Origin of the sequence: Pseudorhodobacter turbinis (assembly GCF_005234135.1) — a bacterium.
Classification (GTDB): Bacteria; Pseudomonadota; Alphaproteobacteria; order Rhodobacterales; family Rhodobacteraceae; genus Pseudorhodobacter; species Pseudorhodobacter turbinis.
Genome location: NZ_CP039964.1, coordinates 2,070,655 through 2,095,000, shown reverse-complemented (window position 1 = coordinate 2,095,000; position 24,346 = coordinate 2,070,655). Strand labels below are relative to the sequence as shown.

Genomic DNA, 24,346 nt, shown 5'->3' with positions numbered 1-24,346 from the left:
TCTGGTCTGCCAAATTGCTGCGAAAAAGCCGCTGTCGCCCCAAGGTATCAGACCTAGCGGGTCTGACCATGGTCCCACTTATTGACATAATCCGTTTGATAGGCCTGACCGCCCTTGCCACCCTCAAGGGGCTTGCGCACAACGTAATGCATAATGATTGGCGAGTTTTGGGGCAGATCGCCCTGAATGCGGGGGCGCACCCCTGTCTGGTTGGGGTTCGACGTCCGGGCAGTCTTGTTCACAAACGCGGGAAGTGTTGGCTGTAGCAGCACGTCAAGAACGTCATAGCCCATCGCCTTTTCCCAAAACCCGTACACCATCTCGGGGCTGATCTGGTAAAAACCGTGATTGATCCAGTTATTGCACGGGGAATGCCCTATCAGAACACCTCCGGGCCGCAACATCTTGTCTATATTGCGGTACGCCGTTGGCAGTTCGAACACATGCTCACATGTGCCGCCATCGTAGATTACATCAAACCGTTCCATAAGGTCTTCGCTTACCGGCTGGGTCAGGTCGTGAATGATACTGGCATCTTCAAAATCCGAAAAATCGAGCGAGTCCACTGACGAAAAGCCCAAGCGCGAAATGAAGGTTTCACTGTATTGATTGTCGGGGTTGTGAAGGTCAGCCTCTGTTGTGCCCGGCAAATACTTTTGGATTGTCGCCGCGAATGCCTCTGCCGATCGCCCCCTTCGGCTTCCAACAAACCTCTGGCGCCCGAGCATCAGAAAGGCACCGCCAAGCTGATGCTCCTTTACAGCCTGCATCAGCAAAATCCCCAGCACGTCAGGTATAGCCATTTATCCCTCTTCCATCCCTTTTGAGCGCGCGGCACTGCAGAACGTTTGCAGCTAAGGATGTTTCGGTCAATGGCATGAAGAATTGGTCAAAAAGACCTGCCGTTTCACAGTATTTTGCGGGCGTGACTGAATAGCCAGCCCTGCGCGCACCAGAAAAGCCTCTTCTCTAGTCCATACCAAGTTGGCGATAGACCCGTTTGACATATTCGCCGAACACATCGGTGGTTTTGATGTCAAGCGTGCGAGGGTGCGGCAGGTCGATCTTGAAATAATCAGCCATCCGCGCCGGTCCCGAGGAAAGCACCGCGCAATGGGAACCGAGGAAGATCGCCTCTTGAATGCCATGCGTGATGAACACAATTGTTTTCTGGCTCTCCTGCCAGATCCGCAGCATTTCAAGGTTCATCTTTTCGCGGGTCATGGCATCCAACGCGCCAAACGGCTCATCCATAAGAACCAGTTTCGGATCATGGATCAACGCGCGCGCGATTGCGGCCCGTTGCTGCATGCCACCCGACAGCTCATACGGATACTTCTTGCCTGCATCGCCAAGCCCGACCATTTGCAGCAAATCCTGGGCGCGCTCCCGTGCGGCCTTCATCGGAAGGCCAAGGATCTGCGCCGGCAAAAGAACGTTTTCGGAGATGGTACGCCACTTCAGCAGCATGGGTTGCTGAAACACCATGCCAACATCGCGCCCCTCTTCAAAATTGGCCATGCTTGAGCCGATCTTGACCGTACCGCCATCCGCATCATGCAGGCCTGCAAGTATTTTAAGCACCGTAGTCTTGCCGCAACCCGAGGGGCCGACCACCGAAAGAAGATCGCCATCGTTGATATCGAGCGTCACATCGGACACCGCGATATGCTCTTTCGTGCCTGTCCGGTAGACCTTGCGTACATTTTGCAAATGGATGAACGGCTCTTCCTTCACAAGTTGGGTATCGACGGTCATGCAAGCCACCTTTCAAGGTTGTCAGCGATGAAATCATCATCGGCAAGATCTGGATGGGCCGCATAGACCCGGTCGATTTCCTCTGCCTGCCCCGGCGACAGCCCTTCGTCAGGATCGAGGCAATGGATCGTTTCAAGCAGCTGTTGACGACGCAACACTTCGTGACATCCGGCAATACAGCCGTGGAAATTATTGGCGACATCAAAAAACGCCGCGTTGCAGTCGGTGACACGGGAATCAAGGGCTGCAAGGTCAAGCGGCAAATCTGCGCCACTGTCGACAACGCTATGAACCCGGTCGAGCAGCTCAACCGCTTTGCGTGTCCAGACCGACCAATGCCCCAAAAGCCCACCGCGCACACGCAGCCGGACCGCCTTGCCATCGCGAGGGATATCAAAAGGCGTGACAAGATCGGCCACGATATGATCGTCGTTGCCGGTGTAAAGCGTGATACGGTCTTCGGCCTGTGCGGCAACAACACCTTTCATGACATCCAGCGTCTTGTAACGGTTGAACGGGGCCATTTTGATTGCAACCGCGTTATCAATGCCTGAAAATTCGCGCCAGAAACGGGCATCGAGATCAATCCCGCCAACCGCAGACTGCATATAAAAGCCGATAATCGGCATTTCCTCGGCCACGGCGCGGCAATGTGCGATCAGCTGTTCCGGGGATTGGCCGCGCAGGGCGCCCATAGAAACCAAGACGGCGTGATAGCCATGAGAGCGGGCGATCTTTGCCTCTGCGATGGCCTGTTCTGTTTGCCCCGCAACGCCGGCGATCATCACCATTGGCCGGTCAGCCCAAGCGGCGGCATCCTCGGCGGCGGCTTTCAACACGGGTTCATAGAGCCCGATGTCGCGAATGGCGAACTGTGTGGTGTGTACCCCCACGGCCAGCCCCCCCGACCCGGCGTCGACATAATATCGGGTCAAGGCGCGTTGGCGCCTGCGGTCGAATTCGCGGTTTTCGTCAAGCGCCAGTGGATGCGCGGGAATGACAGCCCCTTTGCGCAACAGGGCGATAATCTCTTTGGGAAGATCGGAATGGTGAAGACCCATCTGTGTATTCCTATCCAAATTCAGGTCCGGCGATTGCGGCAACCGTCGATCCATTTCCAGGGGGCAGCCAAGGGCCGCGTTTCATGCGTAAGAACGGACGTTGTTTTTCAAACCCCAGCGCCGCAAGGCATGCAGCAAGCCGGGTACAGTGATCCGCAACATCCATAAAGACCGATCCGGTAATGCCGCCGATAAGGGCGGCAACCAGCGCCTCGGTTCCGGGGCTGTCGGGATTTGGCGAACTGCCAACAACAGGGCCAATTTGGGTTGCCAAGCTGCCATCACGCCCAAAGGCGCAAAGCCCTGTATCGGGGTCATAACGGCACAAATCCGGGCAGCGGCTGGCAAAATTGGCAAGAAGCTCTGTTCTATCCGCCCCGAACACCTGGTTCGCGGCCGTAATCGCGGCAGGAATATCGGGTGCGACGGCGCCGCTAGGGGACTTGCCGCCACCGGTTCCGGCCCAGCGCGTGAAGGTTTCGTGCCCCTCAAAGCCAAGCTTGCGGTAGATAACCTCTCCGGCGGGGGTGGCGTCCAGCAAAGCGGTGCGCCCCTCGGCTTCGACCACCGAGATGCAATGCTTTAGCAATCTGGTGCCCAAACCGCATCCGCGCCTGCTTTTCCGCGTAAGGACCATGCTGATCCACGCGATCTCTGTGCCGTAAGGCATGATCGCCGCACTGGCAGACAGCGCACCGTCCTCGATAATCCCGAAAACCGTGCCGTGGCGCAAAAAGAGCCGCCAGTCATCCGCAGTCTGGTTCCAGCCCGCCTCAACCGACAGCGCCATCGCACCATCGATATCACCTTGCGACAGCATGATAAGCTGCGGGCCAGAATTTGAAAGAGGAACCGCCCTAGTAGGCACCATCACGCGCCTCAAAATGGGTTGGCTTGTTATGCGAGGGCAGATTCTCCGAAACCCAATTGGCAGTCCAATCAAGCATCCGGTCAAGCGACACGGTTGGATAGCCAAAAAGACCATTGGATACCCGCGTGTTCGACAACCAGGCTTCGGGTGCTTCCTCGCCAATAATAACCGGCGCGCGGCCCAGCTTTTCGCCCAGTATTCCGGCCAGCCAGCGCACTGAAATCACTTCGGGGCCGGTGACATTGATCGGGCTGGTCGGCGTGGTTGCCTGCTTCAGACAGCGCAGTGCAATCGTATTGGCGTCCCCCTGCCAGATCACATTGACATGGCCCATCGTGACATCAATCGGAACACCATCGCGCACCTTCACCGCAATATCATGCAGCACACCGTAGCGCAGGTCGATCGCGTAATTCAGACGGTAAAGCTTGCCCGGGGTATCGTGAACCCCCGAGAAATACTCAAACATCCGCTCTCGTCCGATGCATGATTGCGCATATTCGCCGGGGGGATCAAGCGCGTCGCCCTCATCAGATCCCATGCTATCAACCCGAGAGAACGCGTAAACGCAGCCGGTCGAAAAAGCGACGATACGCGAGCCGGAAAACGCCTGCGCGACAAGTGCGGGAATATGGGCGTTGGCCGCCCATGTCAGGGGCTGGTTGCCATCCGATCCAAACTTGCGGCCGGCCATGAAGATGATGTTCTTCACCTTGGGAAGCGCCTCGATCGCGGTGGCGTCGAACAGATCGCAGGTGATGGTCTCGATGCCGTTCGCTTCCAGTTCGGTCTTTGCAGCCGGGTCCGAGAACCGCGCCACGGCGATGATCTTCTTGTCCGGTGCCGCATTTCGGGCAAGGCGCGCAAGGGACGGTCCCATCTTGCCGCTGGCACCAAGGATCATGATATCACCGTCAAGATCGGCAAGATCATCAATCAATGCCTGTGAAGGTCGCGCGATGAAATCGTCCAAGGCCTCAACACTGTCAAAGCGGTCGGGCAGGTTTGCGCCATCCAGAATGGCAACGGGTGTTTTATTGATATCGTTCACGACATCCTCGCATCTTTAGGGAGCACAATGTGTTCGACAAGCCGTACTGCCATATAAAGCAGGATGCCGATCAACGTGATCAAGGTTACGGCCATAAACATGGCGGGGGTATCAAGGGCGGCTTGCACTTGGATCATCAAATAGCCAAGCCCCCGATCAGAGGCGATAAATTCGCCAACCACTGCACCGGCAACAGCCAGGATCGCAGCAACTTTCATGCCCGAAAAAATGTAGGGCAGCGCGCCGGGAAGCTGAATGTAAAAGAAGGTTTGCCAGCGTGATCCACGCAAGGACCTGACCAGATCAAGCAAGTCAGGCTCTACCTCGCGCAGCCCCCTGACGGTTGTCAGCAAGATAGGGAAAAAGCACAGCGAGAAGGTGATCAGGATGTTTGTTGAAATGCCATAGCTGAACCAGACAATCACCAGCGGCCCCAGCGCCACTTTCGGGATCATATTGAGAGTGATCAGCAACGGAAAAAACATCATGGACAGCTTTTTGGACCATGAGAATATCAGCGCCGTCACAACCCCCAAAATGGTGGCAAAGAAGTAGCCGCCGCAGATTTCCAGGGCCGTGACCCAAGTGTTCCCGACCCAGTCATAACGGCTGGAACCAAGTGTCGCGATAATCTCGCTTGGCGCAGGAAGGATGAAGCGCGGCACCTCAAAGATTTTAACCGCCAACTCCCAAGCGACGAGCGCCAACACATGGGACATAACGGCAACCAGCCTGCCGCGATTACGCTGGAGCCGCTCCAGCCGCGCCCGTTCGTCTTGTCCGGTATCCGTTTCTGAGCCCATCTGTCATCCCCTGTTTTGAAAAAGCGTAGACAGAATAATTTCATGTGTCAACCAACCGGTTGGTTGATTTAACGGCGCAGGGACGACAAAACGAAATCGATGATATGTGCGCGCCGCTGCCGCATTTGCTTGGCTGTGGTTATGTCACGATTAAAAATAACCGAGGCAGTGTGACGGTTGGAAAAGTAGAAATACGTCAGCCCGGCGATTGAGAGATATAAGTCGATGGGGTCGAACCGGTCATTGAAAACACCCTCTGCCACGCCACGGTCCAGTGATTCTTCGATCAGGTGGATAAGCGGTGAATGCATATCCGTCACCTTGTCGGACTGTTTCAGGTGAACGGCTTCCATCCGGTTTTCGTCGTTGATCAGGGTGACGAACTCCGGGTGTTCCGCAAGATAGTCGAACGAGAAGCCAACAAGTGTCCGCATGGCAGCTTCCGGTTCCTGCTCCCCCAAGCGAAGCTGCTGTTCACGTTCACGGATCTCGCGGTAAACCTCTTCCAAAGTGGCGCGATAAAGATCGGCTTTGCTGCCAAAGTGATGATAAACCAGCTGCTTGTTTACCCCGGCAAGGCGGGCAATACGGTCAACACGCCCCCCCTCAAAACCGAATTCGGCAAACTCGGTGACCGCAGCATCAAGAAGCGCCTTCCGGGTTGCCACGGTGTCGCGCTTTTGCGGGCGTTTTTTGGGGACGAGCTGCTCAACTTTCGCGCCTTCTCCCACAATCACCTCTTTTTCCACCATGTCGCCTCCACCATGCCCAATATGTAACCAACCAGTTGATTGGTTGTTGATCGCTGATAGCATCCGTGCCTATTGTTGACCACCAAGATCGTCCTCATCCGCGACGCCACTACCAATCGTGTTATGATTTTGTATTTATAAACCGGGAGTTAATCAAAAAATGGCCAAAAACCTTATCGCTTTTTCGACTGCGCTTGCAGCCCTTGTTTCACCACTTGCCGCCAACGCCGAAGATATCAATATGGTGCTGAACTGGGTGCCAACGGCCGATCATGCCCCCTATTTCTACGCCAAACAACAGGGCTGGTACGAGGCCGAAGGTATCGAATTGGAAATTGAGGCCGGTCGCGGCTCGGGCGCTGCGGTTCAACGTGTTGCCGTCGGAATGGCCAAGATAGGCGTGGCCGATCTGGCAACAGTTCTGCTTGCGCGGGGCGAGGGGGCCAACGCGACTGCTGTGATGACGGTCTATGCCAACTCCCCACAGGGTTTTTACTGGCTCAAAAGTAGCGGCATCGAGACACCAAAAGACTTTCCCGGCCGTGCCATCGGAAACCCGCCAGCGGATGCGTCCCGCATCATGTGGCCGCTGTTCGCAAAAACCGTTGGCATCGCGCCAGACTCGGTCAAATTCGTCAATGTCTCACCCCAGGCCAAGCTGACCTCGCTGAAAAGCGGTGCTATTGATGTGACCAGCGATTTCTACAACGAGCATGATCTGAAGGTCCGCGAATTTGGCGACGATCTTGGGTTTGTCGCATGGCGCAACATCGGTGTGAACCCCTACGGCAACTCGATCATCGTCAATGAAACCTTTCTTGCCGAGCATCGCGATACTGTCGGCAAATTCGCCGCCGTCAGCCAAAAAGCCTTTGCCGCCTGTGTTGCCGATTTCCAGCCTTGCCTGGATGCGTTGATGTCCGAAGTTTCGGGTCTGGAGCCAGAAAACCAGAAAAACCAATGGAACCGGATCAAAGAGCTGATGCGCGACGAGACAACGCAAACTGTCGCCCTCGGGGCCTTTAGCCCGGAACGGATGGCCGCCGACTACGGTATGGTTGCCACCTACTTTGACCTGAAAGAGCCGTTTGACATCGAAACCGTCTATACCAACGAATTTCTGGATACTTCGATCAAGATGACCGGCGAATAACAGGGCATTGGGCGCGGCGTCCGCGCCGCGTTTTGTGCCTGTGCATTCCGGTACAACCGGCGCCAAGCCGTTTCGCTATATCCGCACGGCTTGAGACACTCTTGGCGGCATCCGTACAGGTTGCCCGCCTTCACGCTATCTTGCAGGCGGGATCGAATAGGTCAGCCCCGCGCGGGCCACGGGGGCGCTTTCCCCCTCGGATCGGATCAGCACATCCCCCACCGCCAGAACCCGGCCCAGCTTCAGCAACCGCGCCTGCGCCACAAGTGCGCGACCCGCGGCAGGTTTGCGCATGAAGTCGATGCTGCAATTGGTGGTCACGGCCAGCGCCACCGGCCCCAGCCGCGACAGGATCGCAAGGTAAACCGCCACATCCGCCAGCGCAAACATCGACGGCCCCGAGACCGTACCGCCGGGGCGCAAATGACGGTCCTCCACATTCAGGCGCACCTCCAGCAGATCTTCCTCTACGCGGGTAATGGTGAAATCATCGGCCACCTGCGCGAAATCCCGCGCAAGAAATTCCATCAACGCCGGTTCTTGCATAATAATTGCCATGACTGCCCCCTTCCTCTTTGCCCTGCCATAGTTAAACTGCCCCGAACAAAGGGGAAGAGGAAAGGCACAAATACCATGACCGACACGATTTTACAGCGTGAGGATCTTGCGGGCGGCATTGCACGGCTGACGCTCAACACCCCCGAAAGCCTGAATGCGCTTTCCGATGCGATGCTCGCCGCCCTTAAAGCAGAGCTGGGACGTCTGGCGCAGGACACGCAAACCCGCGTGGTGATCTTGCGCGGGGCGGGCAAAGCATTATGTGCGGGCCACAACCTGAAAGAGATGCAGGCGGGGCGGGCAAACCCCGATAAGGGCGCGGCCTATTTCGCCGATCTTTTTGCACGCTGTGCCGATGTGATGAAGGCCATCACCACCCTGCCCCAGCCGGTTATCGCACAGGCCCATGGCATTGCGACCGCCGCCGGTTGTCAGTTGGTTGCCAGTTGCGATATGGCCGTGGCCGCCCAAGGCACGCGGTTCGGGGTGAACGGGGTGAATATCGGGCTGTTTTGCTCTACGCCGATGGTGGCGCTGACCCGCAATGTCGCGGCCAAACATGCCTTTGAAATGCTGGTGACGGGCGAATTTATCGACGCCTCACGCGCGCAGGAAATCGGGTTGATCAACCGCATTGCCGCCCCTGAGACGCTAGAGGCCGAAACGCTGGCGCTGGCGCAAACAGTGGCCGGCAAACTTGGCGCCGCCGTGCGTATCGGCAAACGCGCCTTTTACGATCAGGCGGGTCTGCCCTTGGACAAGGCCTATGCCCATGCCGGTACGGTGATGGTGGAAAACATGATGCTGCGCGATACCGATGAAGGCATTACCGCCTTTATCGAAAAGCGCAAACCCGACTGGCACAGCTAAACACTGGCGCGGGGGCTGACCCCGCGCCAATACTCACAGCTTGTAAATGCCGCGGAATTTCTCTTCGAGATAATCGAGCAACGGGCCTTCATGCGGCTCAAACCCGCAAGCCCGCGTGATCACCTCACGCGGCTCATAAAGCCCGCCATGACTTTGCACGTTTTCACGCAGCCAGGTCGTTGCCGTCGATGTATCCCCGTCCGACAACTGGCTGTCGAGCTTCGGGATCGCCGTGCGCATCGCCTGATTCAAACAACCCGCATAGAGGTTGCCCAGCGTATAGGTCGGGAAATAGCCAAATAGCCCCACCGCCCAATGCACATCCTGCAACATACCATTGGCAGGCTGATCCACAACAAAGCCGAAATCCGCCTTGAAGCGGTCGTTCCAAGCGGCCTCCAGATCACGCACGCCAAGGTCACCCGAGATCAGCGCCCGTTCCAGATCAAAACGCATCATCACATGCAGGTTATATTGCACCTCATCGGATTCGGTGCGGATATAGCCCGCGCGCACCTTGTTGACGGTGGCGTAAAATTCATCGGCATCCTTGGCGTTGAAATCGGCGAATTGCGCCCGCATCCGCGCCATAAGCCAGCCGGTAAAGGCACGGCTGCGGCCAAGCTGGTTCTCATAGATCCGGCTTTGGCTTTCATGCACGCCCATCGAGGCACCGGCCCCCAAAGGCGTCAGCGCGTAATCGGGGCTGATCCCCAGCTCATAACAGGCGTGACCCACCTCATGCACGGTGGAATAGAAACAGTTGAACGGATCGGTTTCGACCACCCGCGTGGTGATCCGCACATCCGAACCCGAACCGGATGAAAACGGATGCACCGCAAAATCCATCCGCCCGCGATCCCAGTCATAGCCAAAAGCGCTGGCAAGCTCACGCGCAACCCGCATCTGGCCGGTGCGATCAAAACGACCCTCCATCGGTTCGGGCTGATATTCCGCATCCAGCACCGCGCCGCGCAATTCAACAAGGCGCGGGCGCATCCGGTCAAACATCTGTCCAAGGCTGGCAGCGGTGGCACCCGGTTCATATTCCTCGATCAGCGCATCATAAAGATCGCCACCCTGCGCCAAACAGGCCGCCTCTTCACGGCGCAATTCAATCACACGAGATAGGCTGGGAAGAAAGGCCGCAACATCATTGGTTTCACGCGCCTCGGCCCAAGTGCCTTGGGCGGCGGATGTGACGCGGGCGATTTCCTCGGCCAACGGCGCGGGGATGGTAGAGTTGCGCGCAAAGCTGCGGCGGATCAGGCGCAGGTTGGCACGGGCGACATCGCTTGTCGCCTCTGCCTCCTCCAGCCAGCCGCCAAGACGCGGATCGGTGCGGCGGGCGTGCAAAACCGCCTCAAGTGCACCGCATTCCTCGGCCCGCTGGGCGGCGGCACCGCGCGGCATTGTGGTTTCGCGGTCCCAATCCAGACGCCCCGCGACTTGGCCCAGTGCCTCTGTCTGGCGCTGGAAGGCCATCAATTCGTCATATGCTTTGGTGCGGATGTTCATGCCGTGCCTTTCCGGATCGATCCCTGACGGGGATACTGTGCAAGATGGCGCGCCCGCAGGATCAACACCCAAAGAAGAACCGCACCGATCTGATGCGAGATGGCGACGTGCAATTGTGCCGCTGTCAAAACCGCGCCGATGCCCAGAACAACCTGCCCGAACATCATCACCATCACCCAATCAAAGGCGCGGCGGGTTGTGCGATGCGCCGATTTGCGCCCACGCCGCCAAACAACAAGGCCAAAGACAAACAGCAGATAGCCGCTCATCCGGTGAATAAATTGTACCAAGCCGGAGTTTTCAAAGAACGCATGCCACAAGGGCAGGCTGCCACCATTGCCATCGGGCACATAAAACGCATCCGCCGGAAAGAACTGGCCGTTCATATCGGGCCATGTCGGAAAGCCGCGCCCCGCGTCAATCCCCGCGACCAGCGCGCCCAAAAGGATTTGCAAAAACGCGAAATGCATCAAGCCGGTCGAGAGGCCAAAGAGCTTCTTTTCCCGCGCGCGCCGCGCTTGCAGCAACTCTCCCTCAGTCCGGCCCAGCAAAAACACATACCACGCGATGAAGCCAAGGATCACAAAGGCCAGCCCCAGATGCACGGCCAAGCGGTATGAGGCCACATCGACCCGATCCCCGCCCAAGCCCGAGGACACCATCCACCAGCCAATCGCACCCTGCAAACCGCCCAGCGCCCCGATCCAAAGCAACCGCCCATTCCAGCCCGTAGGGATCTTGCGCGCCGCCAAAAAGCCCACAAAGCCCACAGCCCAAACAAGGCCAATCACCCGCCCAAGCTGACGGTGGCCCCATTCCCACCAATAGATCGCCTGAAAGGCCTCCAGCGTCATACCCTTGTTTTGCAGCTGGTATTCGGGGATGGCGCGGTATTTCTCAAACTCGGCGTCCCAAGCGGCGGCATCCATCGGCGGCATCGCCCCCGTAACCGGCCGCCATTCGGTGATCGACAGGCCGCTGTCGGTCAACCGCGTTAATCCGCCCACGACGATCATCGCCATCACCAGTGCAAAAAGCACGATCAGCCACAGCCGTATCCCGCCCCGCGCGCCCGCATCCTTGCGCGCAATCATGCCGCCGGTGGGTCCTTTGGGCTTTGCGCCCTCTGCCACCTCTTCGAAAATACTGCGTTTTGCGGTCATGGATATCTCGCTATTGTCAGGCCTTCGTATCGGGCGCAGGTTAGGCCGCTCCCCCCGCCGCTTCAAGACCCTGCGGGCGCGGGTCGCAAGGGAATGCGCCACACAAGGTGCAATTAAGCCACGCGGTTGCGACATTTCCACCACGCCGCATTCCCTGCGTATCTTGACGCTATGCAAGTGCTTGCATCAGCCCTACAAGGGCGAAACTTCAAAAGCTGCCAACCTCAGATGGGATCAAACATGAAAATCATCGCCCTTACCGCTGCCCTTGTTGCCGCACCGTTTTCCGCATTCTCTGGCAGCCTTGATACCGCGCCCGACGTGCAAGTGGTCCAACCAATGCCACCCGTCAAAGCACCCAAACTGGCCTTCACCCTGCGTGCAGGTGTCTCTGCCGCCCCCGCCTATTTCGGCGCCAAGGATCTGGAGGCCGGACCAGATTTCGGCTTTAGCCTGAAGTATCTGGCGCTGCCCGGCGGGCGGACATTCGGCTCCACCGATCCGAATGCGGTGAACGAAGGCTTTGGGCTGCGCGGCTCTTTTCGCTATATCGCCAAGCGTTCGGCCAAGGATGACCCCGAGCTGACTGGTATGGGTGATGTGAAGGCATCCGTAGAGTTGGGCCTTGGCCTTGGCTACACCCAGCGCAACTTTGAGGCCTTTGCGGATGTGCGCTACGGTGCCATCGGCCACCACGCTTGGGTGGGCGAATTGGGCGCGAACGCCGTTGTCCACCCGAATGAGAAGCTTACTCTGCGCGCAGGCCCACGGGTTTTCTTTGGCGATAGCGATTATGCCAACACCTATTTCGCCGTAAGTGCTGCCGAATCGACCGCAAGCGGCTTTGCGGCGCATTCAGCCAGTGGTGGCGCGCTGACCGCAGGGGTGGAATTGGGCGCGACCTATGCCGTCAATGACACTTGGGGCATCGATGGTGCGCTGCGTTGGGATAAATATCTTGGCGATGCAAAATCCTCACCCATCGTGCAGCAGGGCAAAGACAATAACGTCACACTGCGCATCGGCCTTGTGCGCCGCTTTTCCTTCTGATCACCCTAAGGGGCCGTGCAACCGGCCCCTTTTTCACTTTCCCAAATGTCGCGCTATTTGCCGTAGCATCCCGTGGAAAGTAGCCACCTCGGCCTTGCTCAGGCCCAGCCGCCCCCACATATTGCGCAGGCTTTGCTTCATCCCCGGCACTTTGGCCGGCGGATAAAAGAACCCCGCCGCGTCCAGCTTTTCCTCAAAATGATCGCCCAGCTTTTCCACCTCGATCCGGCTGGCAAATTCTGTGCGGTTAAAGCCCATCACCTCGGGCGCCACCTGTTGCGTTTGTCGCGCCCATTCATAGCCCATCAGCAAAACGCATTGCGCAAGGTTTAGGCTGGGGAAATCCGGGTTCACCGGCACGGTTATAATGGCATTGGCCTGCACCACATCGTCATTCTCCAACCCCGCGCGTTCAGGGCCGAACATCACACCAACCTTCTTGCCCGCCGCCACAAGGGCCCGCGCGCGGGCCATCGCGGCCTCGGGCGTCATGATCGGTTTGGTAAGTTCGCGGCCCCGCGCAGTGGTGGCGAAAACGTAATCACAATCGCCAATCGCCGCCTGCACATCCGCAAAAGGCCCTGCCTCGTCCAACAACCGCCCCGCGCCCGAAGCCATCGCCACCGCCTTTTGGTTGGGCCAGCCATCGCGCGGATCGACCACGCGCAACCGCTCCAGCCCGAAATTCAGCATGGCGCGTGCGGCCCCGCCGATGTTTTCCCCCATCTGCGGGCGCACCAACACAAAGACCGGCTGCACCTGATCAATCACAGGAACCTGCGCATCACTCTCATCTGTCATCACTCTGGCCTTCGCGTTGCGGATATGCCCGCGCCTGATACGCCCGCACCCCTGTGATGACAAGCAGCCCCCCGTGCCACAATCCGCAAACCACGCGTAGCCAAGCCCGAAGATCTGCGCTAAAGCGAGCTTCAGACATCAGGAGCATCCATCATGGCCGAAGCCGAGCGCCCGCAAATCTATCTTATCACGCCGCCTGTCTTTGAACTGGGCGCCTTCACCGAAACCCTTAAGGCCGTGCTGGACGCGCATGAAATCGCATGCCTGCGCCTTAGCCTTGCCGAGCGGGATGAGGACAGCCTGTCCCGTGCCGGCGACGCCCTGCGCGAGGTGACCCATGCCCGCGACGTGCCGATCGTGGTGGAAAACCATGTGCTGTTGGCGGGCCGCTTGGGGCTGGACGGTGTGCATCTGACCGACACCCGCAAAAACATCCGCAAGATGCGCGACGAGATGGGCGCAGATGCGATCATCGGTGCTTATTGCGGCATCACCCGCCATGACGGCATGAACGCCGCCGAGGCAGGGGCGGATTATGTCTCATTCGGGCCGGTCGGGGCCAGCACCCTTGGCGATGGCCATAGCGTGGATTTTGAGCTGTTCGAATGGTGGTCGGCCATGATCGAGGTGCCTGTCGTTGCCGAAGGCGCATTGACGGTGGAGCTGGTCGAAAAATACGGCCCCGTCACTGATTTCTTTGGTGTCGGCACTGAAATCTGGGCCACCGAGGATGCAAGTGCAGCCCTCAAGGCCCTGTTGCAGCCTTTGGGTTAATCCCCAAGGCCGCTTTCATGCCCCGCACGGATCACCGCCTCACATTGCGCGGCCAACTCTTTGCGGTTCTTGAAGTCATCAACGGCGAGGGGGGTGTGAAAGATCACCTCCACCGTGCCGCGCCGTGGTTGGGCCAAAAGGCGCAACAAATGCGGCGCGAAATCCATATCCCCCCACCAGCCATAAAACCGCGCATCCGCCCCCTTTGGCGCGCTGTAATGCACGGATACCGGCTGGATATGCATCACCGCTTCCATCCCATGCGTGAAAAACGCGGCAAACAAAGTGGATTTGAACGGCAAGACCCGCAGGCTGTCGGTGCTGGTCCCCTCGGGGAAAAACAGCAATCTGTGACCCATGCGCAATCTGGCCTCAAACTCGGCCTGTTGGCGCCGTGCCTGCGCCGGGTCGCGGGTGATGAACACCGTGCCCGTCGCGCGGGCCAGCCAGCCGATACCCGGCCAGCGCGCAACCTCGGCCTTGGACACGAAATACACCCGATCACAGGCGTTGAGCACGAAAATATCCAACCATGAGGCGTGATTGGCCACCACCGCACCGCGTTCGCGCATCGGCTGCCCTTTTATATGCAGCCGCACCCCGATGATCCAAAGCGCCGTCTTGCAGACCGCTTGGGTGATAAAGGGCGTCACCGGACGCGCATGTTTGGCCAAAGGCGCCTCGAACAAGCGCACAATAAGCAAAAGCAGCAAGCCGCCATAGGTGACAATCGCAAAGGGAATAAGCCGCAGCACGACCCGCAGCCAGCCAAGCGGCCCGATCGCAGCGGCAGGCGGCGGGGCCTCTTTCCACGCGGTCATGGTTGCTTGCGCTCATAAAAACGGCGGTGGCGCGCCGACATCTGGCCCGTATCCATCACCAAACACACATCGGTGGTGTTGAAGGCATGATCCACATAGGCCCCGCTTCCGACAAAACCGCCAAGCCGCAAATACGCCTTGATCAACGCAGGCGTGCCCAGCATCGCCGCAACCCGGTCGATATCCTGCGCCGCGATCAAATCCATCCTTTGCGCATTTGGCCCGATGGCCCGCACCCGCAAACCTTCGGGCGCAAGGTGGTTGTGGTATAAATTGGCCAAAGGCTGCGCAAGCGCATCTGCATCGGTGCCATGAAAACTTGCCGCCCCGAACATCACCTCGATATCGCGGGCCAGAACATATTCCGCCAGCGCATTCCACAGATGAAACATGGCCGCCCCGCCGCGATAATCGGGATGCACACAAGAGCGACCCAGCTCCAGCACTCTTTTGCCGGATGCCTTCAGTGCCGAAATGTCGAACTCATCCTCGGAATAAAACCGCTGCCCCGGCGCGCCCGGCAAAAGGCGGTAAACGCCCACGACATCTTCCAGACGGGCCGCGTCGCGCCGCGTGTCGATCAGCAAAAGATGGTCAAACACTTCGTCAAAGGTATCGCGTTCCAGCCGCGCATCATGGTCCACCAAAGGGCCATCTGCGCCCAGCTCCTCGACAAACACCCGATACCGCAAGCGCTGCGCCGCCGTTAGGTCACGACGGTCACCCGCCAGCCTCAAGGTAAAATGGCGGTCGCTCTGCTGCATCATCGCCCCATCGTTACGTTGCGTGCCATACCTAAGTCGCCACCCATTCCTTTGCAACAGCAAGGAAATGGGCGCGCAATCATAGGTTGAACTTCCCGGACCCCGGCATTAATCTTTGTTAGCAACATTCCAAACCGGTTCCAGCGTAATGACCCGCCCGTCAATCATCACTTTGCCCTGATGTTCAAAGTTCACTGTAATCCGGTCGCCCACACGCGATTGTACTTGCCCCACACCCCAGTCGAGCTGTTGCGGATGCCGCAAAAGCATCCCCGGCTCCAGCATTAAATTCATTTTCTTACCTCCAGACAGGACTTCCCATGACCGATCAGATCGACCTCACAGCGCTTCTTGGCTCCCGTATTTGTCATGACCTTATCAGTCCGATCGGGGCCATCGGCAATGGGGTAGAGCTGCTGATGATGGAGGGTAGCACACCATCGCCGGAATTGATCTTGATCGCAGAAAGCGTGGCCTCGGCGAATGCGCGCATCCGGTTCTTCCGCATCGCCTTTGGTCTGTCCAGCACCGAACAACGCCTTGGCCGGACCGAGATCGCCAAGGTGCTGGCCGATACCAGTCAGGGCGCGCGTGTCTCATTGGATTGGGCGCTGACAACGGATGTGTCACGGGCGGATGCAAAGCTGGCCTTCCTTGCGATCATGTGTTGTGAAACTGCGCTGGCTTATGGCGGGCGCGTAAAGATCAATCTTGAGGGCAGCAAGCTTCATATCACCGCACAAGCAGAACGTCTGCGCATTGAGCCGTCGCTTTGGGACAGCCTAGCGACCCCGACCCCTGATCTGACGCCGGCGCAGGTGCATTTTGCCCTTTTTGCCGCCGAGATCGCGCATCAAAAACGCAGGCTCTTGACCGAGATCACAGGAACCGAGATCCGGCTGACTTTCTAAGCCATCCATATGATTATCGGGGCGGGTCAGAACCCTGCCCGCCCCCCGATGTTCGATATTATTCATAATGTTTACAAGAAACATGAATTTCACATCCCGTTGAAGACCGCATAGAACACGCCAGACCCCAACCTGAGGATTCTGCCGTGCCCCTTCCGATTTCCCCCGTTTTCGCCGCACTTGAGGCCAGCGCCCGTGAGCGCATCATGATCCTTGACGGCGCGATGGGAACACAGATCCAATCCTTGCATCTGGCAGAAGAGGATTACGCGGGCACAGCCTCGGGGCATGTGTGTCGCCATCACAGCGACCATCCGCAAAAGGGCAACAACGACCTGTTGATCCTGACCCAACCAAAGGCGCTGGAAGATATCCATTTCGATTTCGCCATTGCCGGCGCGGATATTGTGGAAACCAACACATTTTCTGCCACCACCATCGCGCAGGCCGATTACGGGCTACAAGCAGCCGTGCCCGACCTGAACGCAGAGGGCGCGCGCATTGTGCGCCGCGCGCTGGACCGCGCCACCGCGATTGACGGCAAGCGCCGCTATGTCGCCGGGGCCGTGGGGCCGACGAACCGCACCGCATCCCTGTCCCCCGATGTCAGTGACCCCGGCTTTCGCGCCGTCACCTTTGACGACTTGCGCATCGCTTACGGCGAACAGATCCGCGGGCTGATCGCGGGCGGCGCCGATTTGATTATGATCGAAACCATCTTTGACACGTTGAATGCCAAGGCAGCGATCTTTGCCTGTTTTGAGGCGTTTGAGGCACATGGCACCCGCCTGCCGATCATGATTTCCGGCACCATCACCGATGCCTCTGGCCGCACGCTGTCGGGGCAAACGCCCACGGCGTTCTGGCATTCGATCAAACATGCCCGCCCCTTTACCGTTGGGCTGAACTGCGCCTTGGGCGCGGCGGCAATGCGCCCGCATATGGCGGAATTGGCGGCAGTGGCCGATACCTTCACCTGCGCCTATCCCAATGCGGGCCTGCCCAATGCCTTTGGCCAATATGACGAAGGCCCCGAGGATACCGCCCGCCAACTGGCAGGCTTTGCCAAAGAGGGGCTGCTGAACGTTGTTGGCGGCTGTTGCGGCACCACCCCCGACCATATCCGCGCGATTGCCGAGGCCGTTGCCCCCTTCGCCCCCCGCAAGATCCGCCAAGAGGAAGCAGCATGACCCCATATCTTCGCCTCTCCGGTCTGGAACCCTTTGTCCTGACCCCTGACATTCCTTTCGTGAACGTAGGTGAGCGGACCAACGTCACCGGCTCTGCTAAATTCCGCAAGCTGATTACCAACCGCGATTATGCTGCGGCACTGGATGTGGCCCGCGATCAGGTGGAAAACGGCGCGCAGATCATCGACATCAACATGGACGAAGGCTTGATCGATTCCAAAGCGGTCATGGTCGATTTCCTTAACCTTGTCGCATCCGAACCCGATATCGCCCGCGTGCCAATCATGATCGACAGCTCCAAATGGGAGGTGATTGAGGCAGGCCTGAAATGTGTTCAGGGCAAATCCATCGTCAATTCCATCAGCATGAAAGAGGGCGAAGAGGCGTTTCGGCACCATGCGCGCCTGTGCCTTGCCTACGGGGCGGCGGTCGTGGTCATGGCCTTTGACGAACAGGGCCAAGCCGACACCTGTCAGCGTAAAATCGAGATTTGCACCCGCGCCTACCGCATTCTGGTGGATGAGGTCGGCTTTCCGCCCGAGGATATCATCTTTGATCCCAACGTCTTTGCCGTTGCCACTGGGATTGAGGAACATAACAATTACGGCGTTGATTTCATTGAGGCAACTCGCTGGATCAGGGCCAATCTGCCGCATGCCCATGTTTCGGGGGGGGTGTCGAACCTGTCGTTTTCCTTCCGCGGGAATGAGCCGGTGCGCGAGGCGATGCATGCCGTTTTCCTTTACCACGCCATTCAGGCGGGCATGGATATGGGCATCGTCAATGCGGGCCAGCTTGCAGTTTATGACCAGATCGATCCCGACCTGCGGGAACGCTGTGAGGATGTCGTCCTCAACCGGCGCGAGGATGCGACCGAACGGATGCTGGAGGTTGCCGAACGTTTCCGCGGTGGCGCGCGTGAGGAAAAGGTCCGCGATCTGGCGTGGCGCGACTGGCCCAACGACAAGCGGCTGGAACATGCGCTGGTCAATGGCATCACCGAATTTATCGAGGCCGACACCGAAGAGGCCCGCCTTGCCGCCGAACGCCCCCTGCATGTGATCGAAGGCCCGCTGATGGCGGGGATGAACGTCGTTGGCGACCTCTTTGGCGCGGGCAAGATGTTCTTGCCGCAGGTGGTCAAATCCGCCCGCGTGATGAAACAGGCCGTCGCGGTTCTGCTGCCCTTTATGGAGGAAGAAAAACGTCTGAACGGCGGCACGGGGCGGCAATCGGCCGGCAAGATTTTGATGGCGACGGTAAAGGGCGATGTGCATGATATCGGCAAAAACATCGTCGGCGTGGTTCTGGCCTGCAACAACTATGAGATCATCGACCTTGGCGTGATGGTCCCGCCGCAAAAAATCCTGCAAGTCGCGCGCGAAGAAAACGTCGATATCATCGGCCTGTCCGGCCTTATCACGCCCAGCCTTGACGAGATGGCCCATATGGCCGCCGAGATGGAGCGCGAAGGGTTCGATATCCCCCTGCTGATCGGGGGGGCGACCACCTCCAAGGTGCATACGGCGGTGAAAATCGCGCCGCGCTATGCCAAAAACCAGGCCGTCTATGTGCTGGATGCCAGCCGCGCCGTGGGCGTTGTCAGCCAGCTTTTGAACCCGGAAACCAAGGCCGCCTATATCGAGGGTATCCGCGAGGAATACGTCACTGTCACCGACCGCCACGAACGGGCAGAGCGCGCCAAGCTGCGCCTGCCGCTGGCCAAGGCGCGGGCCAATCCGATGCAGATCGACTGGACGGATTATACCGTTCCCGCCCCGAAATTCACCGGCGCGCAGGTAATCGAAGATTGGGATCTGGCCGAGATCGCGCAATATATCGACTGGACCCCGTTCTTTCAAACGTGGGAGCTGAAGGGCGTCTATCCAAAAATCCTGCAAGACGAACGCCAAGGAGAGGCGGCGCGCGCGCTCTTTGCCGATGCGCAGGCGATGCTGCGGCAGATCATCAACGAAAAATGGTTCTCCCCCCGCGCCGTGGTCGGTTTTTGGCCCGCCAATACCGTTGGTGACGACATCCGCCTCTTTACCGATGAGGGCCGCCAAACCCCGCTGTCCACCTTCCACACCCTGCGCCAGCAGCACGCCAAACGCCCCGGCCGCCCGAATGTGGCCTTGGCCGATTTCGTGGCCCCCGAAGGCGTGGCCGATTACATCGGCGGCTTTGTCGTGACCGCAGGGCCGGAAGAGGCCGCGATTTCCAAGCGGTTCGATGCCGCAAATGACAGCTATTCCGCCATTCTGGTCAAAGCGCTTGCAGACCGCTTTGCCGAGGCGATGGCCGAACTGATGCACCAGCGCGTGCGCCGCGATCTGTGGCCCTATGCCGCCGATGAAACCTTTGCCCCTGATGAGCTGGCCGCCGAACCCTACCGTGGCATCCGTCCCGCCCCCGGATATCCGGCCCAGCCCGATCATACCGAAAAGCTGACGCTGTTCAGCCTGCTGGATGCAACGGCGGCAACAGGTGTGGAGTTGACGGAAAGCATGGCGATGTGGCCCGGATCATCAGTGTCGGGCATGTATATCGGTCACCCCGATGCCTATTATTTCGGCGTCGCCAAGGTGGAACGCGATCAGGTCCAAGACTATGCTGATCGCAAGGGAATGACGCTGGAAGAAGCCGAGCGTTGGCTCGCCCCGATCCTGAACTACAGCCTCAAGCCCGCCGCGGCCGTGGCCGCCGAATAAAGCGCCCGGATATTGAAAAAGCCCCGCAACCGCGGGGCTTTTTATTTGCTAACCACTAAATCAGAACGGCTTTTTCAGCGCCTCGATCAAATCGGTCTTTTCCCAGCTAAAGCCGCCATCGGCATCGGGTTCGCGGCCGAAATGACCATAGGCCGCCGTGCGCGAATAGATCGGCTTGTTCAGGTCCAGCTTTTCACGGATGCCGCGCGGGGTCAGGTCCATCGTGGCCCAGACCACCTTTTCCAGCTCTGCATCCGGCACAGCGCCCGTGCCATGCGTATCAACATAGATCGACATCGGCTTGGCCACGCCTATCGCGTAAGAAAGCTGAATGGTGCAACGATCCGCAAGCCCGGCCGCGACCACGTTCTTTGCCAGATAGCGCGCCGCATAGGCCGCCGAACGATCGACCTTGGTCGGGTCTTTGCCCGAGAATGCGCCGCCGCCATGGGGGGCAGCCCCGCCGTAAGTATCCACGATGATCTTGCGCCCCGTCAGGCCCGCATCCCCATCCGGCCCGCCAATCACAAAGGTGCCCGTCGGGTTCACCCACCATTCCGTTTGCGGCGTAATCCAATGCGCGGGCAGCACCTCGCGGATATAGGGCTCCACAATCGCGCGGATGTCGTGGCTGGTCTGCTTTTTGCTTTCGTGCTGGGTGGACAGCACGATGGAGGTCACCTCCACCGGCTTGCCATCCTCATAGCGCAAGGAGATCTGCGACTTGGCATCGGGGCGCAACGTGGATTCTTGCCCTGATTTTCGCACCTCGGCCAGACGTTTCAAAATGGCATGGCTGTAAAGGATCGGCGCGGGCATAAGCGCGTCTGTTTCACGACAGGCATAGCCGAACATGATCCCCTGATCACCGGCCCCGTCATTGTCGACGCCCTGCGCGATATGCGCAGATTGCTCATGCAGGAAGTTGTGAATTTTTACCGTTTCCCAATGAAACTTCTTTTGCTCATAGCCAATGTCGCGGATGCAATCGCGTACGATGCCTTCGACATTGCCCATCATTTCCTTCAGCTTGACCGGGTCCGACAGCCCCACTTCGCCACCAACGACAACGCGTTTGGTCGTTGCAAAGGTTTCACAAGCGACGCGGGCATTGGGTTCAACCGCGATGAAGGCATCCAGAACGGCATCCGAGATCCGGTCACAGACCTTATCTGGATGGCCCTCTGAAACGGATTCAGAGGTAAAGATATAGTTGTTGCGTGTCATGGGAAGTGCTCCGTTAGGTGTAATCCGCCACGCCAGGAAGCCGTTGTGACGGTTGAACCTTGGCGTTATGCCCCGCCAGACCTCAAGTCAAGCCTTGCGGCGCAACCTGCGCGAAAGTAACGCGCCCGCCAGCGCCAACAGCAGCAAAAGAACGGGCAAATCGCCAAAGCGCGCATAAACGGTTTCGGGCAGTGGTGGCGGCAAGGCCGCATCCACGAAAGCACTCACCCCCAATGGAATGGACGCGACCACCCGGCCCCGCGCATCAATCACCGCAGAAACCCCGGTATTGGCGGCGCGCAGCAAAGGCAAGCCTTGCTCCATCGCGCGCAGGCGGGCTTGGGCCAGATGTTGCCACGGGCCGGTCAAAGTGCCAAACCACGCGTCATTGGTCACTTGTAAAATCCAATCAGCGCGTATGGGGGCGGCCCGCAAATCCTGCGGAAAAACCGCCTCATAGCAGATCAACGGCAGCGCATGGCCCAACTTATCCCCCAGATCCAGCACCGCAGCCCCCGGCCCCGCAGAATAGCCCGTACCCTGTTGCGACGCGAAAGCCTGCAAGCCAAACAGTTGGAACGCCAGATCGCCAAAGGGGATATATTCACCAAAGGGAACAAGATGATGCTTGTCATAAAGCTGGCCAAGCTGCCCATCCGCACCGATCACGGCAAGGGAGTTGTAACCGCGTGTGCCTTCCACCCGCTGAATACCAACAGCGACCTGCCCGCCCTGCCCGGCACCGGCGATGACCCGCAAAAGATCCTCATTATTGTTCAACAGATACGGCACCGAGGTTTCCGGCCACACCACCAGATCGGGGCGGCCTTGGGTGCCGCTGGCCTCTGTCAGCGTCAGCAAGCGCTGCACATGGTCCTGCGCACGCGAAGGGTCCCATTTCAGCTGTTGGTCCGCATTCGGTTGCACCAGCCGGACAATCGCAGGTGCCTCGGGGTAGGTCGGGCTTGGCAGATCATCGCCCCATGTCTGCAGCCCCACCACCAAAACGGCGCAGAGCCCCAGCCAACGCCAGCCAAAAGCGGCAGGCAAGGCGGCCAGCAGTACGGCAAACAGGGTAAGCCCGCCCGCCCCCCAGATCGCAGCAGATTGCGCAACAGGCGTATCAATCCAGATATGACCGATCATCGCCCAAGGAAAACCCGTAAGCACATAACCGCGCGCCAGCTCTGCCATTGTCAGCAACACGCCAAACCCAAGCACACGGGACCGCACGCCACGCCCCAGATGATACCCGCCCCATGCCGCCAAGGCCCAGAACAGGCCCAACCCAAAGGGTAAGAGCACCAGAACGAAAGGGATCATCCAAGCGTAGGTTTCAGGCTCAATCAGAAAAGGTTCGATAATCCACGACAGCGAGAGCGCGAAATAGCCCCCCGCCAAAAACAACCCCAGCCAAGCAGCCCGCCCCGCAGAACCCGCGCGTGCCACCAATAGCAACGCCGCATAGAGCGCCAGCAAGGAAAGCAACCACAGCCCCAAGGGCTCTTGCCCCGATGCCATGACAGCCCCAAGCCCAAAGGCCAAGCCAAGCTGCGGCCAGCCCGGCCAAGCACCCGCAAGGCGGCGGATCATTCGGCTGCTGCTTTGATTTCTACCGATAGCTTGCGCGGCGCACCGGGGCGACGCACGCGCAACCGCTTGATCCGGCGTGGGTCGGCATCGACAACCTCAAATTCCGCGCCGCTTTCATGGGGAATAATCTCACCTCGTGCAGGGATACGACCCAAACGCAAGAACACAAGCCCGCCAAGCGTATCAACGTCACCGTCATCATCGCCGCCGCCGCGCAGGGTCACACCCAAAGCTTGCTCAAACTCATCCAAGGGGGCGTTGGCTTGGGCCAGAAACACCCCTTCAGGGTCTTCCTTCCACAGCACACCTTCCACCTCGTCATGCTCATCATCAATCTGACCGATTACGGTTTCGATAAGGTCCTCAATGGTCACAAGCCCGTCAACGCCGCCATATTCATCAATGACAAGCGCCATATGAACCCGGTCCTTTTGCATCTTTTGCAGCAAAACACCAAGAGGCATCGAAGGCGGGGCATAAAGCATGGGACGCAGCAACTTGCGCAGCGAGAAACGCCCCGAAGCACCGGCAAACCCATATTGCAGCGCAAGATCCTTTAACAGCACAAGGCCAAGCGGATGATCCAGCGTGTCCTTATAAACCGGCATGCGGCTGAACCCGTTTTCACGGAACACCTCAACCAGCTCTTCTTTTCCGATGGTTACGGGGACGGCGGTAATTTCCACCTTGGGAACGGCAACATCATCCACCCGCAGCTTGCGCAGGTTCGCCATGCCAGTGCCTGATGCCGGGCGTATTGGGCCCTGGACAGGCAGTTCCTCCCCCTCAAGAGAGGTGTCTGACGGGCTGAGCGCGTCAAAAATGCGCCCGAAAAAGCCACGTTGCGGAGGTTCGTCTTCTTCTTGGTCCGCCCCGCTTTGGTTCTCTACCAAAGTGACCGACCCGTTATTCGTACTACCCATCTGTCCTTTTCCGACCAAGGCCC

General features: G+C 58.7%; 24 protein-coding genes and 1 riboswitch. Of the genes, 7 read left to right on the top strand and 17 right to left on the bottom strand.

Annotated elements, in window-relative coordinates; genetic code table 11:
• Positions 1 to 53 precede the first annotated feature (53 nt).
• From EOK75_RS10080 to EOK75_RS10050, 7 genes are all read right to left on the bottom strand, one after another.
• A complete protein-coding gene (locus EOK75_RS10080; RefSeq protein ID WP_137193844.1) occupies positions 54 to 803 on the bottom strand; it encodes a class I SAM-dependent methyltransferase in 750 nt (249 codons plus the stop codon).
• Positions 804 to 969: 166 nt separating this feature from the next.
• Complete coding sequence (locus tag EOK75_RS10075) at positions 970 to 1,758, bottom strand: ABC transporter ATP-binding protein (RefSeq protein WP_137193843.1); 789 nt, start codon at positions 1,756 to 1,758, stop codon at positions 970 to 972.
• Positions 1,755 to 2,819: a dihydrodipicolinate synthase family protein gene (locus EOK75_RS10070; protein ID WP_137193842.1), complete on the bottom strand. Its 1,065-nt coding sequence runs from the start codon at positions 2,817 to 2,819 to the stop codon at positions 1,755 to 1,757. Before EOK75_RS10070 ends, EOK75_RS10075 begins: the two co-directional genes overlap by 4 nt.
• A 10-nt stretch (positions 2,820 to 2,829) precedes the next feature.
• Positions 2,830 to 3,639: a GNAT family N-acetyltransferase gene (locus EOK75_RS10065; protein WP_168199204.1), complete on the bottom strand. Its 810-nt coding sequence runs from the start codon at positions 3,637 to 3,639 to the stop codon at positions 2,830 to 2,832.
• Positions 3,640 to 3,676: 37 nt separating this feature from the next.
• Positions 3,677 to 4,741 carry an NAD-dependent epimerase/dehydratase family protein gene (locus EOK75_RS10060; RefSeq protein ID WP_205965448.1) on the bottom strand — a complete coding sequence of 355 codons (1,065 nt, stop codon included), beginning with the start codon at positions 4,739 to 4,741 and terminating at the stop codon, positions 3,677 to 3,679.
• Positions 4,738 to 5,544: an ABC transporter permease gene (locus tag EOK75_RS10055; RefSeq protein WP_137193840.1), complete on the bottom strand. Its 807-nt coding sequence runs from the start codon at positions 5,542 to 5,544 to the stop codon at positions 4,738 to 4,740. Before EOK75_RS10055 ends, EOK75_RS10060 begins: the two co-directional genes overlap by 4 nt.
• 68 nt (positions 5,545 to 5,612) lie before the next feature.
• Complete coding sequence (locus EOK75_RS10050; protein ID WP_137194362.1) at positions 5,613 to 6,296, bottom strand: TetR/AcrR family transcriptional regulator; 684 nt, start codon at positions 6,294 to 6,296, stop codon at positions 5,613 to 5,615.
• Positions 6,297 to 6,456: 160 nt separating this feature from the next.
• Between EOK75_RS10050 and EOK75_RS10045 the strand changes: the two genes are divergently transcribed.
• Entirely contained in the window at positions 6,457 to 7,449 is a 993-nt protein-coding gene (locus EOK75_RS10045; RefSeq protein ID WP_137193839.1) for an ABC transporter substrate-binding protein, read from the top strand.
• 135 nt (positions 7,450 to 7,584) lie between these two features.
• On the opposite strand, the gene EOK75_RS10040 is transcribed toward EOK75_RS10045, so the two are convergent.
• Complete coding sequence (locus tag EOK75_RS10040) at positions 7,585 to 8,007, bottom strand: PaaI family thioesterase (protein ID WP_137193838.1); 423 nt, start codon at positions 8,005 to 8,007, stop codon at positions 7,585 to 7,587.
• 75 nt (positions 8,008 to 8,082) lie between these two features.
• Here EOK75_RS10040 and EOK75_RS10035 point away from each other — a divergent pair, with 75 nt between their 5' ends.
• Positions 8,083 to 8,877, top strand: coding sequence for an enoyl-CoA hydratase (locus EOK75_RS10035; RefSeq protein WP_137193837.1), 795 nt, complete (start codon positions 8,083 to 8,085; stop codon positions 8,875 to 8,877).
• Positions 8,878 to 8,910: 33 nt separating this feature from the next.
• On the opposite strand, the gene EOK75_RS10030 is transcribed toward EOK75_RS10035, so the two are convergent.
• On the bottom strand, positions 8,911 to 10,395 hold the full coding sequence (locus tag EOK75_RS10030) for a carboxypeptidase M32 (RefSeq protein ID WP_137193836.1): 1,485 nt from the start codon (positions 10,393 to 10,395) through the stop codon (positions 8,911 to 8,913).
• Entirely contained in the window at positions 10,392 to 11,558 is a 1,167-nt protein-coding gene (gene ctaA / locus EOK75_RS10025) for a heme A synthase (RefSeq protein WP_137193835.1), read from the bottom strand. The genes EOK75_RS10030 and ctaA overlap by 4 nt, the downstream gene beginning before the upstream one ends.
• Positions 11,559 to 11,798: 240 nt before the next feature.
• On the opposite strand from ctaA, the gene EOK75_RS10020 reads away from it, so the two are divergent.
• On the top strand, positions 11,799 to 12,608 hold the full coding sequence (locus tag EOK75_RS10020; protein ID WP_137193834.1) for a MipA/OmpV family protein: 810 nt from the start codon (positions 11,799 to 11,801) through the stop codon (positions 12,606 to 12,608).
• Positions 12,609 to 12,641: 33 nt separating this feature from the next.
• Here EOK75_RS10020 and EOK75_RS10015 read toward each other — a convergent pair whose 3' ends face one another.
• A complete protein-coding gene (locus tag EOK75_RS10015) occupies positions 12,642 to 13,409 on the bottom strand; it encodes an RNA methyltransferase (RefSeq protein ID WP_137193833.1) in 768 nt (255 codons plus the stop codon).
• Between the two features lie 153 nt (positions 13,410 to 13,562).
• On the opposite strand from EOK75_RS10015, the gene EOK75_RS10010 reads away from it, so the two are divergent.
• Positions 13,563 to 14,183, top strand: coding sequence for a thiamine phosphate synthase (locus EOK75_RS10010; protein WP_137193832.1), 621 nt, complete (start codon positions 13,563 to 13,565; stop codon positions 14,181 to 14,183).
• Here EOK75_RS10010 and olsA read toward each other — a convergent pair.
• The 3 genes from olsA to EOK75_RS09995 all read right to left on the bottom strand — a co-directional run bounded on the left by olsA (position 14,180) and on the right by EOK75_RS09995 (position 16,062).
• Positions 14,180 to 15,004 carry a lyso-ornithine lipid O-acyltransferase gene (olsA, locus tag EOK75_RS10005; RefSeq protein WP_137193831.1) on the bottom strand — a complete coding sequence of 275 codons (825 nt, stop codon included), beginning with the start codon at positions 15,002 to 15,004 and terminating at the stop codon, positions 14,180 to 14,182. The genes EOK75_RS10010 and olsA overlap by 4 nt on opposite strands.
• The gene (olsB, locus tag EOK75_RS10000) at positions 15,001 to 15,768 is read right to left on the bottom strand and encodes an L-ornithine N(alpha)-acyltransferase (protein WP_137193830.1); all 768 of its coding nucleotides are present in this window, start codon (positions 15,766 to 15,768) and stop codon (positions 15,001 to 15,003) included. The genes olsA and olsB overlap by 4 nt, the downstream gene beginning before the upstream one ends.
• 108 nt (positions 15,769 to 15,876) lie before the next feature.
• Positions 15,877 to 16,062 (bottom strand): DUF3553 domain-containing protein, encoded by a 186-nt coding sequence (locus EOK75_RS09995; RefSeq protein ID WP_137193829.1) that lies wholly within the window; start codon positions 16,060 to 16,062, stop codon positions 15,877 to 15,879.
• A 26-nt stretch (positions 16,063 to 16,088) separates the two neighbouring features.
• Here EOK75_RS09995 and EOK75_RS09990 point away from each other — a divergent pair, with 26 nt between their 5' ends.
• From EOK75_RS09990 to metH, 3 genes are all read left to right on the top strand, one after another.
• Complete coding sequence (locus EOK75_RS09990) at positions 16,089 to 16,679, top strand: histidine phosphotransferase family protein (protein ID WP_137193828.1); 591 nt, start codon at positions 16,089 to 16,091, stop codon at positions 16,677 to 16,679.
• A 206-nt stretch (positions 16,680 to 16,885) separates the two neighbouring features.
• The gene (locus EOK75_RS09985; RefSeq protein WP_137194361.1) at positions 16,886 to 17,869 is read left to right on the top strand and encodes a homocysteine S-methyltransferase family protein; all 984 of its coding nucleotides are present in this window, start codon (positions 16,886 to 16,888) and stop codon (positions 17,867 to 17,869) included.
• Entirely contained in the window at positions 17,866 to 20,580 is a 2,715-nt protein-coding gene (gene metH / locus EOK75_RS09980) for a methionine synthase (protein WP_137193827.1), read from the top strand. The genes EOK75_RS09985 and metH overlap by 4 nt, the downstream gene beginning before the upstream one ends.
• Before the next feature lie 60 nt (positions 20,581 to 20,640).
• On the opposite strand, the gene metK is transcribed toward metH, so the two are convergent.
• The 3 genes from metK to EOK75_RS09965 all read right to left on the bottom strand — a co-directional run bounded on the left by metK (position 20,641) and on the right by EOK75_RS09965 (position 24,323).
• Positions 20,641 to 21,807 carry a methionine adenosyltransferase gene (gene metK, locus EOK75_RS09975; RefSeq protein WP_137193826.1) on the bottom strand — a complete coding sequence of 389 codons (1,167 nt, stop codon included), beginning with the start codon at positions 21,805 to 21,807 and terminating at the stop codon, positions 20,641 to 20,643.
• A gap of 6 nt (positions 21,808 to 21,813) precedes the next feature.
• Positions 21,814 to 21,862: riboswitch (SAM-SAH riboswitch) on the bottom strand.
• A 32-nt stretch (positions 21,863 to 21,894) separates the two neighbouring features.
• Entirely contained in the window at positions 21,895 to 23,397 is a 1,503-nt protein-coding gene (gene lnt, locus EOK75_RS09970) for an apolipoprotein N-acyltransferase (protein WP_420821929.1), read from the bottom strand.
• Positions 23,397 to 24,323, bottom strand: coding sequence for a transporter associated domain-containing protein (locus EOK75_RS09965; RefSeq protein WP_137193824.1), 927 nt, complete (start codon positions 24,321 to 24,323; stop codon positions 23,397 to 23,399). The genes lnt and EOK75_RS09965 overlap by 1 nt, the downstream gene beginning before the upstream one ends.
• Between the last annotated feature and the right edge of the window lie 23 nt (positions 24,324 to 24,346).

Excerpts from the sequence above, each read along its gene's own strand:
- EOK75_RS10080 (WP_137193844.1), bottom strand. The coding sequence starts at position 803 with ATGGCTATACCTGACGTGCTGGGGATTTTGCTGATGCAGGCTGTAAAG.
- EOK75_RS10075 (WP_137193843.1), bottom strand. The coding sequence starts at position 1,758 with ATGACCGTCGATACCCAACTTGTGAAGGAAGAGCCGTTCATCCATTTG.
- EOK75_RS10070 (WP_137193842.1), bottom strand. The coding sequence starts at position 2,819 with ATGGGTCTTCACCATTCCGATCTTCCCAAAGAGATTATCGCCCTGTTG.
- EOK75_RS10065 (WP_168199204.1), bottom strand. The coding sequence starts at position 3,639 with ATGCTGTCGCAAGGTGATATCGATGGTGCGATGGCGCTGTCGGTTGAG.
- EOK75_RS10055 (WP_137193840.1), bottom strand. The coding sequence starts at position 5,544 with ATGGGCTCAGAAACGGATACCGGACAAGACGAACGGGCGCGGCTGGAG.
- EOK75_RS10050 (WP_137194362.1), bottom strand. The coding sequence starts at position 6,296 with ATGGTGGAAAAAGAGGTGATTGTGGGAGAAGGCGCGAAAGTTGAGCAG.
- EOK75_RS10045 (WP_137193839.1), top strand. The coding sequence starts at position 6,457 with ATGGCCAAAAACCTTATCGCTTTTTCGACTGCGCTTGCAGCCCTTGTT.
- EOK75_RS10040 (WP_137193838.1), bottom strand. The coding sequence starts at position 8,007 with ATGGCAATTATTATGCAAGAACCGGCGTTGATGGAATTTCTTGCGCGG.
- EOK75_RS10035 (WP_137193837.1), top strand. The coding sequence starts at position 8,083 with ATGACCGACACGATTTTACAGCGTGAGGATCTTGCGGGCGGCATTGCA.
- EOK75_RS10030 (WP_137193836.1), bottom strand. The coding sequence starts at position 10,395 with ATGAACATCCGCACCAAAGCATATGACGAATTGATGGCCTTCCAGCGC.
- ctaA (WP_137193835.1), bottom strand. The coding sequence starts at position 11,558 with ATGACCGCAAAACGCAGTATTTTCGAAGAGGTGGCAGAGGGCGCAAAG.
- EOK75_RS10020 (WP_137193834.1), top strand. The coding sequence starts at position 11,799 with ATGAAAATCATCGCCCTTACCGCTGCCCTTGTTGCCGCACCGTTTTCC.
- EOK75_RS10015 (WP_137193833.1), bottom strand. The coding sequence starts at position 13,409 with ATGACAGATGAGAGTGATGCGCAGGTTCCTGTGATTGATCAGGTGCAG.
- EOK75_RS10010 (WP_137193832.1), top strand. The coding sequence starts at position 13,563 with ATGGCCGAAGCCGAGCGCCCGCAAATCTATCTTATCACGCCGCCTGTC.
- olsA (WP_137193831.1), bottom strand. The coding sequence starts at position 15,004 with ATGACCGCGTGGAAAGAGGCCCCGCCGCCTGCCGCTGCGATCGGGCCG.
- olsB (WP_137193830.1), bottom strand. The coding sequence starts at position 15,768 with ATGCAGCAGAGCGACCGCCATTTTACCTTGAGGCTGGCGGGTGACCGT.
- EOK75_RS09995 (WP_137193829.1), bottom strand. The coding sequence starts at position 16,062 with ATGAATTTAATGCTGGAGCCGGGGATGCTTTTGCGGCATCCGCAACAG.
- EOK75_RS09990 (WP_137193828.1), top strand. The coding sequence starts at position 16,089 with ATGACCGATCAGATCGACCTCACAGCGCTTCTTGGCTCCCGTATTTGT.
- EOK75_RS09985 (WP_137194361.1), top strand. The coding sequence starts at position 16,886 with ATGATCCTTGACGGCGCGATGGGAACACAGATCCAATCCTTGCATCTG.
- metH (WP_137193827.1), top strand. The coding sequence starts at position 17,866 with ATGACCCCATATCTTCGCCTCTCCGGTCTGGAACCCTTTGTCCTGACC.
- metK (WP_137193826.1), bottom strand. The coding sequence starts at position 21,807 with ATGACACGCAACAACTATATCTTTACCTCTGAATCCGTTTCAGAGGGC.
- EOK75_RS09965 (WP_137193824.1), bottom strand. The coding sequence starts at position 24,323 with ATGGGTAGTACGAATAACGGGTCGGTCACTTTGGTAGAGAACCAAAGC.